The following is a 16751-nucleotide window of genomic DNA, read 5'->3' on the forward strand; positions in this document are numbered from 1 at the left end:
TAAGTCGCCTGGTGTCATTGGATGCTGAGCCGGTCCTCGAAGAAGAGTGAGAACTGGTTCAGTGCCTCTTTCCAGTGTGCGGCGACGTGGTTCGCGTCGCGCGCTGTCGGGTTGATCTGCTCGCGGACCGCGAGGTAGAGGACCTTCAACGCGGCCTGCTCCGAGGGGAAATGACCACGGTTCCGGGTGGCCTTGCGGAGCCGCGCGTTCATGGATTCGACCATGTTCGTGGAGTAGACCACGGTCCTTATGGCCGGCGGGAATGCCAGGTAGGGCGTGAACTCCGGCCAGGCCGACCGCCAGGTCCGCACGATCGCCGGATAGCGTTCACCCAGCTCAGAGGCCTCGAAAGCATCGATGGCCTGCTCGGCCGCCGCCTCGGTCGGGGCTGTGTAGACGGCCTTCAGGGCCGGGACCAGCTTCGGGTGGTCCCGCGACGAGGAGAGCCTGAGCGAGGCTCTCGTCAGGTGGATCACGCAGGTCTGGACGGTGGCCTTCGGCCAGGTCGCGGTGACCGCGTCGGGCAGGCCCTTCAACCCGTCACAGACCACGATGCAGACGTCCTCAATACCCCGATTTCGCAGCTCGGAGAGGACCGCCATCCAGGTGGTGGCTCCCTCGCCCTCGGAGCCGACCCACAGACCGAGGACGTCTTTGCGGCCGTCCATGTCGACGCCCACGGCCAGATAGACCGGCTTCGAGGTCACCGCACCAGAGCGGATTTTCACCCGCAGCGCGTCGATGTAGATGATCGGCCAGACCGCGTCCAGGGGCCGGTTCTGCCAGGTCACGAGTTCGTCGATCACGGCGTCGGTGACCTTGCTGATCAGGTCCGGGCTGACCTCGACGCCATAGATCTGGGCGAGGTGGGAGCGGATGTCGCGCACGCTCAACCCGCGGGCGTAGAGCGAGAGGATCCGGTCGTTGAACCCGGCGAGGCGGCGGGCGTTCTTCGGGACCAGCCTCGGTTCGAAGTCGCCGTTTCGGTCGCGCGGAATCGCCAGCGTGACGGCGCCGGCATCGGTCAGGACCGTCTTCGGCGAGGTTCCGTTGCGGGAGTTCCCCGACCCGTGACCTCCAAGATCTCCGCGTTCGTAGCCGAGGTGTTCGCTCATCTCGGCTTTCCAGAGCCCGCTCCAGAACGGCCCTGGTGATCTCGGTCAGGAGCCCGCCCTCACCGAGAAGGGCCGCCCCGGAGGCGTCAGCTTTGTCGAGCAGCCGCTCGACCACCTCGTCGACCGTCTTGTCGCCGGCCACGGATGCGGCCGCTTCGTTTTTGTCTCGCCATGACTCGTCCGATCCGCCTGGCCCACAGGCCCGAGTGCGGGCCGAGCCCCGGGCCAAGGCTTCCACATCACGGACTTACACGATCTTTCAGACACGCTTCGCGAAACACGCGCAGAAGCACGGCGCGTGGACGGGAGGTGCGCGAATAGGTGGGTTCCTCTCGAAGGAGTTCACCTGATGGGAACGTCGATGGGTCACACGATCGGGATGGTCGGCGGCGTGTCGCTTGGCAAGGCCGATCAGGCCACTGAGGGTGCTGGTGTGAAGTCGATGCCCACGTCCCTGAATGGTCTGTCGCTCGAGTTGCTGGAAGAACTGGCCGCGCTCGCGGCGGAGAAGACCGCTTCCGGCGGTCTCCGGCTGATGGGCGAAGGAGGAATTCTCCCCGAGCTCGCTCAGCATCTTATGCAAGCCGCTCTCGAGGCGGAGATGGAACTGCATCTCGCCGACGAATCGCTCATCGCAGGCGGTCGGGGATCGCGTTCGGGTGGTAGCACGCGTAATGGCTACCGGGTGAAGAAGGTGATGACCGAGGTCGGGCCCGTGATCGTGAATGTCCCACGTGACCGCCTCGGCACGTTCCGCCCTGGACTGTTGCCGAAATACGCCCACCGAACGGGCGCCCTGTACTACAGGAGTGGTTCGGGGGCTCGTTGTCTGCGTCTCGCGTGGTGGAGCCGTTTTGCGATGGTCTGGTGGGTTCGGCGCCATAGGGATTGGGCGGCGATGAGGAGGGGGTCGTGCTGGACGTGCCAGAGGGTCTGGTGCAGGAGTCGGCGGATCTCCTCGGCGGTGTAGTCGATCAGCCGGAGGGCAGGACGGGGAGGTTCAGCGGTGGCCAGGTTATGGCGGGTTGGTCGGACATGTCCGTAGTGGAGGGTTCGTCGGCCTGCTTGAGCCGGGCGGTGCGGGTGGCGGTGACCGAGAGGAAAGCGAACGCGGCCATGGCCAGGGCGATGTGGCGGTGCCAGGGCTCCCAGTGGCGGACCTCGTACTGGTCCAGGCCGCAGTCGGACTTGGCGGTCTCGAAGCAGTCCTCCACGCCCCAGCGCATCCCGGCGACGTTCACGAGCGTGGACAAGGTGGTGCTCTCGCGGGCGTGGACGGCGAAGAAGGCGAGGTCGGACGGGTCGACGATCGAACGCCGCACCCGCAGCAGGTGCTGCCACCCCTTACGGGCCGGCCCGGCATCCGACGGCCACGCCACCTCGGCCAGCGCCCAGTCGTAGTACCGCTCGCCCCTCGACCCGCTTCCGCACGAACGCCGCTCGAACACCAGCGGTACGCTCACGGCCAGGGCATCGACCCGCACCAGCCCGGTCCCCGTCGTGAGGACGGTCTCATCACAGGGCACCGCCATCACATAGCCCTTGCCGCGGCGCTCGAGGGCCGACCGCAGGCCGCGGTCCCGCCCGTAGAGGCTGTCGGCGGCCACCCACGCGAACGGCACTCCCGCGCAGCGGGTGCGCTCCACCAGACGCCGGCCCAGTTCTGCCTTGGTGACCACGGCCTACGCCCGATCGGCCGGCACTCCGGCCTCCCGGCACCGCTCCGCATCCCCGGCCCACGTCTTGCCCAGGTAGAGCGCGAAGTCGATCAACGCCCGCCCGGCCGAGGTGACATACACGGCGAACACCGCGACCTGGCAGTTCTCCACCTGCCCGGTGATCCCCGCGTACTGCCTCGCGACACCCGCCGACTTCGTCCCCTTCTTCAGGAACGCGGTCTCGTCCAGGACCAGCACCGCCCCCGGATCACCGAGGTGTTCCACCACGAAGGCACGCACCCCGTCCCGCAACCCGCTCCAGCTCCACCTCGTCCGCCGCAGCAGGTCCTTCACCCGGTCCGGCGTCACATACCCCGCATGCACGGCGATCTGCCAGGAATTCTCCCGCTCCACCGGCCCCAGCAACGCCTTCACATACGCACACACGCGTTCCCGCGCAGGTCCTTCCGGCCGAACAAACCCCCGAGCGTGCCGAAGAAATCCTCGAACCACTCCGCCCACCGCTCCACATCACGCAACGTCTCCACAGACAGAACAACGACTCCCCCGTTATGTTTTTCGCGGTCCTGCAATGGGGCCGCTGGCCTCCGGGCCCGGTATGACTGTGTCCCCTCTGTCGAAGGCATGACCTGGGGGGTGGTGTCGCCGGGTCCGTGGGGTGCCGTCGGAGACGCTGATGAGAGACCCGGCCACCGTCCGGTCCGGCGCAATGCCGGGCAGTTCGCGGGCGGCAGGTCTGCATAACGTGGATGCGCGAGCACGGTGCCATCGCCGAGGCCGGCACGGTCAACACTTGCGGAAGGGTGCGATGTTAGAGACCGAAGGCATAGGCGTTTTCCTCGGGATGGACGTCGGCAAGACGGCCCATCACGGCCACGGGCTCACCCCGGCCGGGAAGAAGGTCTTCGACAAGCCGATGCCCAACAGCGAACCGAAGCTGCGGGCCGTCTTCGACAAGCTCAAGGCCAAGTTCGGCACCGTCCTGGTGATCGTGGACCAGCCCGCCTCGATCGGTGCCCTGCCGCTGACCGTCGCCCGTGACGCGGGCTGCGAGGTCGCCTACCTGCCCGGACTCGCGATGCGGCGGATCGCCGACCTCTACCCGGGCGAGGCGAAAACCGATTCCAAGGACGCCGCGGTGATCGCGGACGCGGCCCGGACCATGCCGCACATCCTGCGTTCGCTGGAACTGACCGACGAGATCACCGCCGAGCTCACGGTGCTGACCGGCTTGGCTCCTCGAACGCCACGGATCCCCGGCCGCTCTGCGGAAAGCCGGCCGCCGCCGACTCGTTGAACTGATCCGGCCCAAAGCCCCGCGCATGGCACAGCGGCTGATCGACGAGGTCTTCGACGCTCTCGACGAGCAGACCGTCATCGTTCCCGGAACCGGCACCCTCGACATCGTGATCCCGTCCCTGGCCGCTTCACTCGCCGCGGTCCATGACCAGCGCCGAGCCCTGGAAGCGCAGATCGGCAGCCTGCTGGAGGCTCACCCTCTTCACTCGGTCCTGACCTCGATGCCGGGAGTCGGAGTCAGGACCGCCGCCGTCCTGCTGGTCACCGTCGGCGACGGCACCGGCTTTCCAAGTGCCGCCCACCTCGCCTCCTACGCCGGTCTCGCCCCCACGACCAGATCCTCGGGGACCTCGATCCACGGCGAACACGCACCCCGCGGCGGAAACCGCCAACTCAAACGCGCAATGTTCCTCTCCGCCTTCGCCTGCATGAACGCCGACCCCCACCCACGCGCCTACTACGACCGGCAACGAGCCCGCGGCAAAACCCACACACAAGCCCTCCTGAGACTCGCCCGTCAACGCATCAGCGTCCTCTTCGCCATGCTCCGCGACGGCACCTTCTACGAATCCCGCACCCCCACCATCACCCTCGCCGCATAACCATCCCAAACACCCGCATACCAGGCACCACGTCCTTGACGAAAGACATAGAGACACCCCCCCCACCAACAGACACGGAAGCACTCCTGTAGTACTGGGATCGGTCTTGCGGCCCCGAATCCCTTTAAGATGAGCTGGATTGACCAGCATCAGATTCAAATGCGGTTGCAACAGGTAGTAGACCGAACGCCAGTAGTCCGAGGTCGCCTCCATCACCACCTCGACCTGCCGCTCCAGCAGCCAGGCCAGCAAGCGCCGGACTTCAGCAGTCGTAGTACCGAATCGTTCGGTCTCCAAGGACCAGCTGCCAGCCCGTTTCGTGCTCGGCGTCCGTACACATGCGAGCAGGAACCGCCTGCCCAGGCCCACTCCCGCGGACCAGGGCTTCGGCAAAGTGACGGATCGTCCGATTGGTCATGGTCTGCGGCGGGTGGGCCAGTTCGGACGTGAAGCAGGCACGGACTTCCAAGATCATGGAGTTCTCGACGCCCCGTAATCCCGATGGAAAATCTTGAGGCTTATTCACGGGGGTTCGTGGCTCGATTTCCTTGATCTTGAAGAGGCTCCGCTCGGTAGCCTGATGTTTGCGACGACATCAGATCACTACCGGGGCGGGGCGGTTGAGGTGGGACGTTACGACAGGGTTGGACGGGGATCAGCTGGGCGGGCTGGTGGAGCGGGTCCATCGGGCGTTGGTGGAGGATGTGGACCGGACGGTGGTGCCGGGGCGGATGTGGGCACTGGGGCTGTACAAGTCGGTGGTGCTCGTCCTGTTCATGTTGCGGCAGAACACCGTCCAGGAGGCGGCCGCGGAGTTGTTCGGGGTCTCCCAGGCCACTGTCTCCAGGCGGTGGACGGCGCTGCTGCCGGTGGTGGAGAAGGTCCTGGCCGAACACGTCCCGGATCCGGCGGAGGTGTCGGCCGGCCGGGTCGTCCTGATCGACGGCACCCTGGTGACCACCTGGCACTGGGCCGGCGAGGGCACTTCGATGTTCTCCGGCAAGCACCGTGACACCGGCTTCAACCTTCAGGTCGCGGCCACGCTTGCCGGGGACCTTCTCGCGGTCTCGGCGCCCGTGCCGGGTTCACGGCACGACATGTACGCATGGCGGCAGTCCCACTTCCCCGACGCGTTCGCCGACCGGGAGGACATCGGCGACCTGGGCTACGTCGGCTCCGGCATGCTCACCGCGCGGCGGAAGCCACCCGGCCGGGAACGGCCCACCGGCGACAAGGTGCTCAACCAGAGCATCGGCACGCTCCGCACAGCCGTCGAGCGGGCGATCGCGCACCTGAAGGACTGGAAGATCCTCGCCACCCGCTACCGCGGCCCCCTCCAAGCCTTCCCCCTCATCACCAGGACCATCACCGCCCTCACCTTCTACAAGAAAGGCTGGTAGAACCCCGTGAATAGGGCTCCGGTGGTTCCCGTGTTCACTGTGATTCGCTCGTCGAAGTAGGAGCCCGACTATATCCCTGCGGCATCGCCACGAGTACGCCGTAGTCCTCCCTCATGGCCTCCCGGACGGCTTCGAAATACCGGCCAAGGAGTTCCCCGCCGCCCTCGGGCGGCGAGTGCGCACCGCTTCCGGCCCAGATCCACCAGGTTTCGAGCCGGTGTCATCGTTAAGAGACGTAAAGACGCCGGTTCCTCGCGTACTCCTCCTCGTCCCGCTCGCCGGACCCGCACCATCTGGCAGTACTGGCACGTCCCGGCTTTGTCAGGGCCGCTCCCGCCCTCCCCGGCATCACCCGGATCAGACACCCCATGTCGTTTCAGATCAAGCGGCATGGAGGTATGCGTAGTGCGACCAGGCGGTCGCCTCGTCGTAGAGTGTTCGAGTCTTGAGGCATCCGTGGAGGATTCCGACGAGCCGGTTGCCGAGCTGTCGGAGGGCCCCGTTGTAGCCGACATCACGGGCGCGCTGTTTGTCGTAGTAGGCCCGGCCGCCGGGAGATCTGTTCAGTGCGGAGAACGCCTGGGCCTGCAACGCGTCGGCGAGTCGGTTGTTGCGCACGAAGCGGGCCTGGACCGTGTGGCTCTTGCCCGAGGCCCGGGTGATCGGGCTGGTGCCGGCATAGTTCTTCCGCGCCTTGGCGGACGCATAGCGGGTGGGGTCGTCTCCGAATTCGGCGAGCACCCGGGCACCGCTGACCTCTCCCATGCCGGGCATGGAGAGGTAGATCTCAGCGTCCGGGTGCGCATGGAAATGGGCTTTCACCTGCGCTTCCAGGGTGGCTATCTCCTCGTTCAGGCTGATCAACAGCCGGGCGTGAGCCGTCACAGTGGCCGAGTAGGCGGCGGTCACCGGCTCAGCCAGCCCAAGGTGCTGCGTACGCAGCGCCGTCTGGATGTCGGCTGCCTTCGCCGTCCGGTTGCGCCGGCGGGCGCGGGCCAGAGCAGCTGTGATCTGGGAGCGAGTCAGCTTCGCTGCGGCTTGCGGCGTGGGCGCCTTGACGAGCAGTTCCAGTGCGTCCGCGCCGAGCAGAGTGAGGTCGGCGTAGGCATTCAGGGCGGCAGGGAAGTACTCGCGCAGTGCGTTACGCAACCGCTGGAAGATGCGAGTGCGTTCCCAGATGAGAGTCTGGTGGGCGCGGGCAACGACCTTGATGGCCTGGGCCTGCTCGCTGTCTCCGGCGATGGGCCGCAGCTGGTCACGGTCGATGCGGACCATGTCCGCCAAGGCGTGTGCGTCGCCCTTGTCGCTCTTGGCGCCCGATGTGCCGTACCGCTCCTTGAAACGGGCGACCTGTCGGGGGTTGATCGCGTAGACCTGGTAGCCGGCGGCTATCAGGGCCTGGACCCATGGCCCGCGGTCGGTCTCGATCCCGACGATGACGGAGCTGGATTCGAGATCCTCACCGCCGTGCTTCGCGACGAGCTCGTGGAGCTTGGCGACGCCGTCCACGCCCTCGGGGAGCTTGGCGACAACCAGCTTCCGGCCCGTCTCGTCCTGGACCTCGACGTCATGGTGATCCTCAGCCCAGTCATCGCCGATCAGCAGCAACGCGCTCTCCCTTGTCAGCACTTCGCCTGTGTGGTGCAGCCTGCGGAAGACACGGCGCGCGGCCTAATGGATCCAGTGCTCACGCCGAACTCGGCGGGCACGCCACCCCATCAGCGGTCTGGCCTTCCGGCCGACCAGCAGGGGCACGGTCTGATCCCAGAAATCGAACGCTTCCGGCAACCTGAGTGCTCACCTGCTGGCGGCTACAGCACCGAGTCTTACCGACCCGGCGGCTCCCATTAGGCTGCCCTCAGCTCCACCTCGCTGCTACGACAGGTCAGCGGTGAACGTCTCTCACCTCCACACGAAACACAGCGCCTCACGGCGCAATTCGAAGACGATCCAGGCCCCGAGCGCCGCCGCGGTGGTTCCAGGTGCGGCCACACGTCCTTCACCCCGCCGCCACCGCCGCCTCGTCGCGCTCGACCGCGCGACGGGCCGGAACCTGATCGCTCCAGCCACCACGCCGCAGCATCTGGGAGATGCCCGACAACGTCATGGACTCGTGGAACCGGCGGCCGATCAGCGTCTTGATCCGAGCGAGCTTCCACCGCTGGTCTGGCCAGCCGTGAGCGACCGGGCCCTTGGCCAACTCCGCCTCAAGCAGCGCGAACAGTCGGTCATCAGCTTCGGACGGGACATCGGACCGCGGGAACGGACCGCGTCCTGGCCGGCCTCCCTCCAGGACCGCCTCCACCGCTGAACCGAACGAGCGCTGACCCGTAACTCCTTCGCGATCTCCGTACTGCCGCGTCCGTCAGCGAACATGGCGACCGCTTCCATCCGGACCCGCTCGCGGAAAGCTTGTCTCTCCGCGGTCAGACCCCCACCCTGCGGATACCTCATACCTCCGGCATACCGCGACGATCACCAACCGTCAGCCCCCACGACAAGACGACTTCAAGGTCAGTACTCAGGTTGAACTCGTAGTGTCGGCGTGGCTGCTGACGGGTTGTGATGCCTGCGGTATGTCATGGGGATGAGGTATGCGCAGGCGGGCGGGTGTACGCCCGAGGAGCAGGCGGCGCGTGAGCGGTTGAGGCTGGAGGCGGCCGAGTGGTTCGCACGTGGGGAGACCACGGTCAAGATCGCCCGGGAGCTGAGGGTGTCCGATCGCTCGGTGTTGCGGTGGCGGCGGGTGTGGGAGTCGGGCGGGGTGGAGGCCCTGCGCTCCAGGGGGCCGGTGTCGGTGGAGAGGCTGTCCGCGGGGCAGTGGGCCAGGCTGGAGGCGGAGCTGGCGCGGGGTCCGCTGGTGCATGGTTTCGAGGACGACCAGCGGTGGACGCTGAAGCGGATCAAGCTGCTGATCGGCCGGATGTTCCATGTCGGCTATACGGTGCAGGGGGTGGAAGCTGCTGCGCCGGCACGGCTGGAGCTGCCAGGTCCCGGTGCGTCGGGCCGTCGAGCGGGACGAGGCCTCCATCGAGGTGTGGAAAGAGCAGGTGTGGCCGGAGGTAAAAGAGCGGCGGCGGACCTGGGTGCCCACATCTGCTTCGAAGACGAGGCAGGACAGGCCCTGAGCCCGCCGCGGGGACGCACCTGGGCACCACGCGGCCGACGCCCCACGGTGCGGGTGCGGGGCCGGGGCCGCGGACGCGTGAACATCGCCGGCGTCAGCTGCTACCGGCCCGGCCACCGCACCCACTTCTTCTACAAGCTGCACGTCTACCACGGCCGTAAGAATGAGCCCAAGAGCTTCTCCTGGCAGGACTACCGCGACCTCATCACGGCCACCCACCAGCAGCTCGGCACCCCGATCGTGTGGTGCTGGGACAACCTGTCCGTCCACCTGCGCCAGGAGCTGGCGGACTACGCCGAAGAGAACAAGGACTGGCTGCGGATCTACCAGCTCCCCAGCTATGCGCCCGACCTCAACCCCACCGAAGGCGTCTGGTCCCTGCTCAAACGGTCGATCACCAACTTCGTCGCCGCCGACCTCGCCGGTCTCAACCGCATCATCAAGCGCAAGCTCAAGAAGATCCAGTACCGGCCCGAGCTGATCGACGGCTGCCTCGCCCAGACCGGGCTGACCATGGAGCCCACCATGATCACCCAAACCGACACTACGAGTTCAACCTGAGTAGCTATCGGATCGGAGTTCACAATTGCGCAAGATTGCACCACCCGCACATCCACATGCTGCACAGGCTCTTTCCACTAGCAGCTGTGCCAGGTTTACTTGGACGCGGCCCACTCTGGCCAAGCGGGGTACTAGCTTGCTTCTCCGGCTGTCCCTCGGGGATAGCCTCCCCATCATGGTTACCATCGGTGATAATCGGAAGACCCGGCGTCCGTTTGGCCGCCCGAGTGCCAGCTGCCCTAATAAGGCACCCGTGCCGCGTGTGGCGTGACGATTCAGGAGGGGATCGCGTGAGCCGGAAGCCGAATGCCCGATTGCAACTTCTGCTTCAGAGGGCGACTGGAGGGGGAAATTAGCGGCATCGATACGCTTGATACCAGCCGATCATGGACAGCACATTGCGTGTAGCGCCTCCAATGCTTTCAGGAGGCTCGCCCGCGCCCGTCCTCGTCCGGCCTGTGTCGACATTCCTCATCGAGCGTCCATCAAGGGAGAACGCGACGAACCGTCACGGCTTTCGAAGCTGAGTTGTCCCCGGTCGAGACGACATCATGGGTGGCTCTTCCGTGGGAGGATGAATCGGGTACGGGCTTTCGGTCCTTACCGGGCTGAGTCGGATCCCGTTCGGCCCGTGAATGCTCCCAGCGTGTACAGCATCACCGCACTCGCCGTCCCAGGCCCCCGGCATCCGCAACCGTATATGTGCGCAAGTCTCCGACGCTGGCCGGTATATTTTCGACGCGACAGCAGACCGACCAGATACACGCCTGACCAAGTTTCGCAGACTTGACGAGAATTTACGGTGGCGAAAACGCGCGCTGCGCACTGATCGTCGGGTCATCATGGTCCATCCTTTTCGACCCCACACTCGTCACGATGTCGCCGATCTCGTCCAGCAGGCACAACTCCCCTGAGCGGCGAAGGACGCCCAGGTAACCCGCCGCCGAGGGAACGACTGCACGAACTAACCGCCCACCGTGAAGCCGAATGCCGAGCCATAGTGGTGGGTGCGGATGCACGAGAGAGTAAACAGACGGATCCTGCATGAGCGAAACATGCCATCCCGAACAGTCGCCACCTGCGCAGGGACACAGCCCCTGCACGCAGATTCATCCGAACGGGAGAACAGATTCGGAATGTTCGCGCACTGAGCCCTTTCAACTCGCCTAACAAAAGGGTGACAGGCATCCTGCATCGCTACAGATCGTAGGCGTACATGCTGCTGATCCGAAGCCCCAGCTGAAAACGCTCACTTTTTTGGACAGGCTCAGCGCTCCGCAGGGACTTACACAGTACTGGCCTTGCTCTCTCCTGCCTGTTCGTCGGTGGAGATACGGCTGAACGTTGTCGATCTGGCAGACGACAGTAAGAACTGCTATCGGAATGACTTCAGGCGCCGCCAGCAGATGAGCGAGCAAGCGAGGCTGAGGAACGCCTCGTGGATATCGTCCCGTACTTTCCCGCGGATCCGCAGCCTGCGGAACCAGTGGAGGTCGGAGAAGGTCCGCTCGACGACCCGCAGTCGGTGCCGAGGCCGGATCCGTGGGACGCCGCGTCGGGCGATGACGGGTTCTACGCCCAGGGCCCAGGCCAGACGCCGGTACTTGTCGTGGTCGTAGCCGCGATCCCAGAGCACCGTGTCCGGGCGTCGGCGCGGCCGACCCCCGTTGCCACGGACCGGTGGGACGGCCTGGAGCAGGGGTGAACTGGGTGACGTCGTTGCGGTTCCCGCCGGTCAAGGTCGCGGCAAACGAAGTTCCGGTGGCATCGGTGATCAGGTGGTGCTTGCTGCCGTTCCTACCCCGGTCAACGGGGCTTCGCCCTGTCTTGGAGCCCCCTTTAACGCGCGTATGTGAGAGCCGTCGACCACGGCCCGCGAGAGGTCCAGGGCGCCGGCACCGCGGAGCCGGGCCAGAAGGGTTTCGTGCAGCGGGGCCAGACGCTGGCCTCGGTCCACTCCGCCAGGCGTCGCCAGCAAGTCATGCCCGAGCCGAAACCGAGCTCCTACGGGAGGTGTTCCTACGCGATCCCGGTGTGCAGGACGAACAGGATCCCCTGGAACACCAGCCGGTCCAGATGCCGTTTCAGCCCCGGATGACGAACCCGCCGCTCGACCTTCGGCAGGAGCGGCTCGATCACCGCCCAGAACTCATCGTTCACTTCCCACGGCTTTCGCCGACCCGCTCCGCACCCCCAGATCAAGGTTCCCAGAGCCAGCTAACCAGCCCAAAGATCATTTCGTTAGGGGTTGTAAGGGGGGTCACGACGCAGGCCGGACGGTGTGGGATTCCGGGCGGGTTGACGAACACGTCCCACCACCCTCCGCCTCGGTCCTGAGAAGGGTTCCGGCATGATCACACCGAAAGCACCGAACACGCGGTTGCGACAGATTCTGGAGGAATCCGCTTGGAGCGCCAACGACTTGGCGTGTGCCTTGCGTGTCACTGCGGCCGAGATCGGCGTCCAATTGGGCTACGATCGGACTACAGTCGCGCACTGGCTCACCGGGACCACGCCGCGTCCGCCGGTGCCCGAACTGCTCGCCGAGACCTTTACTCGGCGACTACGTCGGCCGGTGGGCGTCAGCGAACTCGGCTTCTGCGGCCCAACTGTCGTCGGCCTTGCCCGTCCGGGGCCGCCGCCATGGGTCAGCCATCCGGACCCGCAGGAAGCTGTTGCCGTCCTCCAGTCCCTTCTCGAAAGTGGCCTCGGCGCGGTTCGAAGCCCGAGCCGCGTGCCGTATCGGGTGCCCGGCATTCCTGCGGCGACTGTACCGACGCAGCGCCGGCTCCCGTCCGCATTGGCGTCCAGGGCCCGCAGGGTCGGGCAGGTCCAGGTCCATGCCCTGGCCGACCTCGTCACCGCGGCCGCGCGCCAGTACGACTGCTACGCAGGACCGCCGACCCGCTCCCTGCTCGCCTCCTACCTCGATCAGCAAGTGCTTCAATGGCTTCGCGCCCCCTCCAGTGACCGCGTGCACCGGGATCTGCTCGGACACGCCGCGTCCCTGATGCGGATAATGGCCCGTACCCACATCGACGACCGCGATCACGGACGAGCCGCCCAGTGCCTGCACCTATCGGCCCGCCTCGCCGACGAGGCCAGTAGCCCACTGCTACGGGGGCTCGCGGAACGCGACCTCGCCACTCAGGCTACCCGGCTCGGCCATCACCGGACGGGCGCCGCCCTCGCCGAGGCCGCCCTGCGCGACACCCGCATCGCGCCGCCCGGAGTCCGCGCCTACGCTCTGTCCCAACACGCGGTGTCCCTGGCTCACTTGGCGAACGCTTCAAGCGCCCACCAGGCTCTGGCCCGAGCGGAGGCACTAATCGCCGACGCCGACGCCGACGGGTTCGACCGATACCCCCTGCCCGCCCTCCGCTACCAGCAGGCCCAGACTCACATCGCCCTCGGCGACCGCGCAAAGGCCCTATCGCTCCTGCAGGCCTCCCTCCGGCTGCGCCCTCCTCACGAATACCGCACTTCGCTGATCACTCGGCTGGAAATCGTGACCCTGGAACTGGAAGCCGGCCACTACCAGCTGGCCCGCTCTCTGTACAAGGAAACGCTCGCCTCACACCTGAGCCTGACCTCCTGCACCATTGACGCCACGCTCGCGAGCCTGCACAGGCGCCTCCACCTCGCGCACTACTGATTGCCAATGAGGTTGTCAAGGGACTGACACGAAAATGACCCCCATGGTTGGGTGCTTCAGGCCGCGGTCGGCTCGAAGCGGACGGTCAGTCCGAGGCTGTTGGCTTCCTTGATCATCCGCCGCATGGCGCGTTCGGGATCGCGGCGGGTGAAGTGGTCGGCGCCGAGTTCTTGGTAGGGGCCGTGGTCGTGCAGAACGTGCCAGATGGCGATGGCGAGTTTGTGCATCACGGCGACCAGGGCCGGCTTGCCTCCTCGTCTGGCAGCGATCCGCCGGAAGAAGACACCGAGGTAGAAGTCCTTCTTCCTGATCGCGACCATCGCGGCGATCCCGAGCAGGCGTTTGAGATTCTTGTTCCCCGGACGGGTGCGGCCGGATCGGTTCACCCCGGCCGACTCGTTCTGCCCGGGGCAGACCCCGATCCAGGACGCGAGACGGTGGGCTGAGGCAAACTGGGCCATGTCTCCCCCAGTCTCGGCGATGACGATCTCCGCGGCCAGACGGCCGATGCCAGGGATCGTGGCCAGATCGGCGAGGTCCCGCTCCCGATCCGCCAGCAGAGTCGAGATCGGGGCATCGAAGGCCGTGATGACGCTCTTCCAGCGGTCGATCTCGTCCAGGTAGTGCCGGACCATGAACGCATGATGACCGGTGAACTGCCCGTCCAGGGCTTCGATGAGTTCGGGGATCTTGTTTCGGGCCCGGCCGATCGCGAGGTCGGCAAGCCGGGCCGGATCCCGTTCCCCGCTGATCAGAGCCTCCAGAATGGCCCGGCCTGTTGCGCCGGCCACGTCGCTGAGGACGGAGGAGAGTTTCATCCCCGTGTCCTCGAGCTCCTTCTCGAGCCGCTGGGCTTCCCAACCCGCCGCCCGCGCCAGCTCGGTCCGCCGGCGTGTCAGGTCCCGTAGCTCGCGAATGTCGCGCTCCGGCACGAACGAGGCCATCACCATCCCCGACGCCCCGGCCCGGGCAAGGAAAGCCGCGTCACTGGGATCGGTCTTGCGGCCCCGAATCCCTTTGAGATGAGCTGGATTGACCAGCATCAGATTCAAATGCGGTTGCAACAGGTAGTAGACCGGACGCCAGTAGTCCGAGGTCGCCTCCATCACCACCTCGACCTGCCGCTCCAGCAGCCAGGCCAGCAAGCGCCGGACTTCAGCAGTCGTAGTACCGAATCGTTCGGTCTCCAAGGACCAGCTGCCAGCCCGTTTCGTGCTCGGCGTCCGTACACATGCGAGCAGGGAACCGCCTGCCCAGGTCCACTCCCGCGGACCTCAGATGAAATTACCTCGTCCTTCGTATCCTGGAGCCGGGCCATCCTGTTCTCCCTCCCGCTCGAACACCCCCGTGCACGGCGGGCATCCCGGAGGGGCCAAGGGAATGGCGGAGTCTGACACGCGTGCTCCGGACGGCAGACTGACGTCGCCCTGGCAACAATCCGTGGTCCCCTGGTCGGCCCCCATCGCCATCCTGTAAAACGAGCTTGCAAGCATCGCAGGCCCATCGGCTGACCGGGACGTCCGACCCCATTTTCCCGTACCCGAGGTGATCAGCGCAGCCAATCTCGCCCACCTGTAAAACGTTCGGTGTAACTCCCGATCATGGAAGATGCATCGATGACCAGCAACAACGTGACCGAGACTGTCGAGCCGTGTGAGGCGGTGCCGTCGAAGTCCGTGGACGACCGGTTGATCGACGAGCTGGTGGGTCGGGCTCAAGCCGAGGGCCTGCAGCTGACCGGTGAGGGCGGGCTGCTCCAGCAGCTGACGAAGCGACTGCTGGAGTCCGCTCTCGAGGGCGAGATCACCGACCACCTCGGCTATGACAAGCACGATCCCGCCGGGAAGAACGGCGGCAACTCACGCAACGGCACCCGGGCCAAGACCGTGTTGACCGAGGTCGGCCCGGTTCAGATAGCCGTGCCCCGCGACCGCGAGGGCTCCTTCGAGCCGAAGATCGTCAAGAAGCGGCAGAAGCGTCTTTCCGGCGTGGACGAGATGGTCATCTCGCTTGCCGCGAAGGGTCTGACGACCGGTGAGGTCCAGGCTCACCTGGCCGAGGTCTACGGCGCCGAGGTGTCGCGCCAGACGATCTCCACGATCACTGACAAGGTCCTCGAGGGCATGGCCGAGTGGCAGAACCGGCCCCTGGACGCCGTCTATCCGGTGATCTTCATCGACGCGATCCACGTGAAGGTCCGCGACGGTGCGGTGGCCAACCGGCCCATCCATGTGGCTCTGGCCGTCACGGCCGAGGGCCGGCGGGAAATCCTCGGGCTGTGGGCCGGCGACGGCGGTGAGGGCGCCAAGCACTGGATGCACATCCTCACCGAGATCAAGAACCGAGGCGTGAACGACGTCCTCATGCTCGTCTGCGACGGGCTCAAGGGCCTGCTCGACGCGGTCGAGACCGTCTGGCCCCGCACGGTCGTGCAGACCTGCGTGGTCCACCTGCTGCGGAACTCCTTCCGCCATGCCGCCCGCCAGGACTGGGACAAGATCGCCAAGCTTCTCAAGCCCGTCTACACCGCGGCGACCGAGGAAACCGCACTCGACCGGTTCGCCGAGTTCGCCGACACCTGGTGCAAGAAGCATCCGGCGATCGTGCGGCTCTGGGAGAACGCGTGGGAAGAGTTCACCCCGTTCCCCGCTTCGACACCGAGATCCGCCGCACCGTCTGCACGACCAACGCCATCGAGTCCGTGAACGCCCGGATCCGCCGGGCGGTCAAGGCCCGCGGCCACTTCCCCAACGAGCAGGCCGCCCTGAAGTGCGTCTACACGGCAATCATGGCCTGGACCCCACCGGCAAGGGCCAGGCCCCCTGGACCATGCGCTGGAAGACCGCACTGAACGCCTTCGACATCACCCTCGACGGCCAGCTCCCCGCAACACGTCAGCAACCCTCACAACCCCAGTTACACCGCTCATTTGACAGCCCCTCATCACCGCCCAATCCCTATGGCGCCGAACCCACCAGACCATCGCAAAACGGATCCACTACGCGAGACGCAGACAACGAGCCCTCGAACCACTCCTGTAGTACCGGCTCTCCACCAGCGCGGAGACCGCCAGCAGCCGTACAGCCTCCTGCGCGTCCGGCGACCACGTCCGCGCACTCCCCAGATCACTCACGCACGGCCAACGAGCCTGAACTCAAAGCATTTCGGATCAATACATCTCCGCGTTGTTCAGCATCCGTCATTCCGATGAGTCCCGCCGGTTATACGAACGCAAGCGAGCCGAATGAATGTTCCACATCCAGGCCGTCCTCGCCCTGGCCGCGAGAACGTCCTCGGGGCCCTCCCAGGGCTT

The 16751-nt window shown here is 66.1% G+C and carries 5 protein-coding genes and 8 pseudogenes; 6 read left to right on the forward strand and 7 right to left on the reverse strand.

Annotation, left to right across the window (positions count from 1 at the left end; genetic code table 11):
* Positions 1–14: 14 nt before the first annotated feature.
* Positions 15–1257 (reverse strand): annotated as a pseudogene (locus tag OG906_RS40165) (IS256 family transposase).
* A 300-nt stretch (positions 1258–1557) separates the two neighbouring features.
* Here OG906_RS40165 and OG906_RS43810 point away from each other — a divergent pair.
* Positions 1558–1914 (forward strand): annotated as a pseudogene (locus OG906_RS43810) (transposase); the annotation flags it as partial.
* A gap of 175 nt (positions 1915–2089) precedes the next feature.
* On the opposite strand, the pseudogene OG906_RS40175 reads toward OG906_RS43810, so the two are convergent.
* A pseudogene (locus tag OG906_RS40175) lies at positions 2090–3295 on the reverse strand (IS701 family transposase).
* A gap of 307 nt (positions 3296–3602) precedes the next feature.
* Between OG906_RS40175 and OG906_RS40180 the strand changes: the two are divergent.
* Positions 3603–4695, forward strand: a pseudogene (locus OG906_RS40180) (IS110 family transposase).
* Between the two features lie 108 nt (positions 4696–4803).
* Here the strand turns inward: OG906_RS40180 and OG906_RS43815 are convergent.
* A pseudogene (locus OG906_RS43815) lies at positions 4804–5064 on the reverse strand (IS110 family transposase); the annotation flags it as partial.
* 275 nt (positions 5065–5339) lie between these two features.
* Between OG906_RS43815 and OG906_RS40185 the strand changes: the two are divergent.
* Positions 5340–6095 carry a transposase family protein gene (locus OG906_RS40185; protein WP_329449164.1) on the forward strand — a complete coding sequence of 252 codons (756 nt, stop codon included), beginning with the start codon at positions 5340–5342 and terminating at the stop codon, positions 6093–6095.
* A 381-nt stretch (positions 6096–6476) separates the two neighbouring features.
* Here OG906_RS40185 and OG906_RS40190 read toward each other — a convergent pair whose 3' ends face one another.
* Both OG906_RS40190 and OG906_RS40195 read right to left on the reverse strand, forming a co-directional pair.
* Positions 6477–7703 carry an IS110 family transposase gene (locus tag OG906_RS40190; protein WP_329449241.1) on the reverse strand — a complete coding sequence of 409 codons (1227 nt, stop codon included), beginning with the start codon at positions 7701–7703 and terminating at the stop codon, positions 6477–6479.
* Between the two features lie 330 nt (positions 7704–8033).
* Positions 8034–8549, reverse strand: a pseudogene (locus OG906_RS40195) (winged helix-turn-helix domain-containing protein); the annotation flags it as partial.
* Between the two features lie 133 nt (positions 8550–8682).
* Between OG906_RS40195 and OG906_RS40200 the strand changes: the two are divergent.
* Complete coding sequence (locus tag OG906_RS40200) at positions 8683–9783, forward strand: IS630 family transposase (protein ID WP_329449165.1); 1101 nt, start codon at positions 8683–8685, stop codon at positions 9781–9783.
* A 1375-nt stretch (positions 9784–11158) separates the two neighbouring features.
* Here the strand turns inward: OG906_RS40200 and OG906_RS40205 are convergent.
* Positions 11159–11943, reverse strand: a pseudogene (locus tag OG906_RS40205) (IS5 family transposase).
* A 190-nt stretch (positions 11944–12133) separates the two neighbouring features.
* On the opposite strand from OG906_RS40205, the gene OG906_RS40210 reads away from it, so the two are divergent.
* A complete protein-coding gene (locus OG906_RS40210; RefSeq protein WP_329449166.1) occupies positions 12134–13438 on the forward strand; it encodes a tetratricopeptide repeat protein in 1305 nt (434 codons plus the stop codon).
* Positions 13439–13494: 56 nt separating this feature from the next.
* Here the strand turns inward: OG906_RS40210 and OG906_RS40215 are convergent, their stop codons facing one another.
* Positions 13495–14583, reverse strand: coding sequence for an IS110 family transposase (locus OG906_RS40215; protein ID WP_329449167.1), 1089 nt, complete (start codon positions 14581–14583; stop codon positions 13495–13497).
* Between the two features lie 471 nt (positions 14584–15054).
* Between OG906_RS40215 and OG906_RS40220 the strand changes: the two are divergent.
* A pseudogene (locus tag OG906_RS40220) lies at positions 15055–16327 on the forward strand (IS256 family transposase); the annotation flags it as partial.
* Positions 16328–16751 lie beyond the last annotated feature (424 nt).

Origin of the sequence: Streptomyces sp. NBC_01426 (assembly GCF_036231985.1) — a bacterium.
Lineage (GTDB): Bacteria > Actinomycetota > Actinomycetes > Streptomycetales > Streptomycetaceae > Streptomyces.

Coding starts and splice junctions, on each gene's coding strand:
- OG906_RS40200 (WP_329449165.1), top strand. CDS start 8,683: ATGAGGTATGCGCAGGCGGGCGGGTGTACGCCCGAGGAGCAGGCGGCG.
- OG906_RS40210 (WP_329449166.1), top strand. CDS start 12,134: ATGATCACACCGAAAGCACCGAACACGCGGTTGCGACAGATTCTGGAG.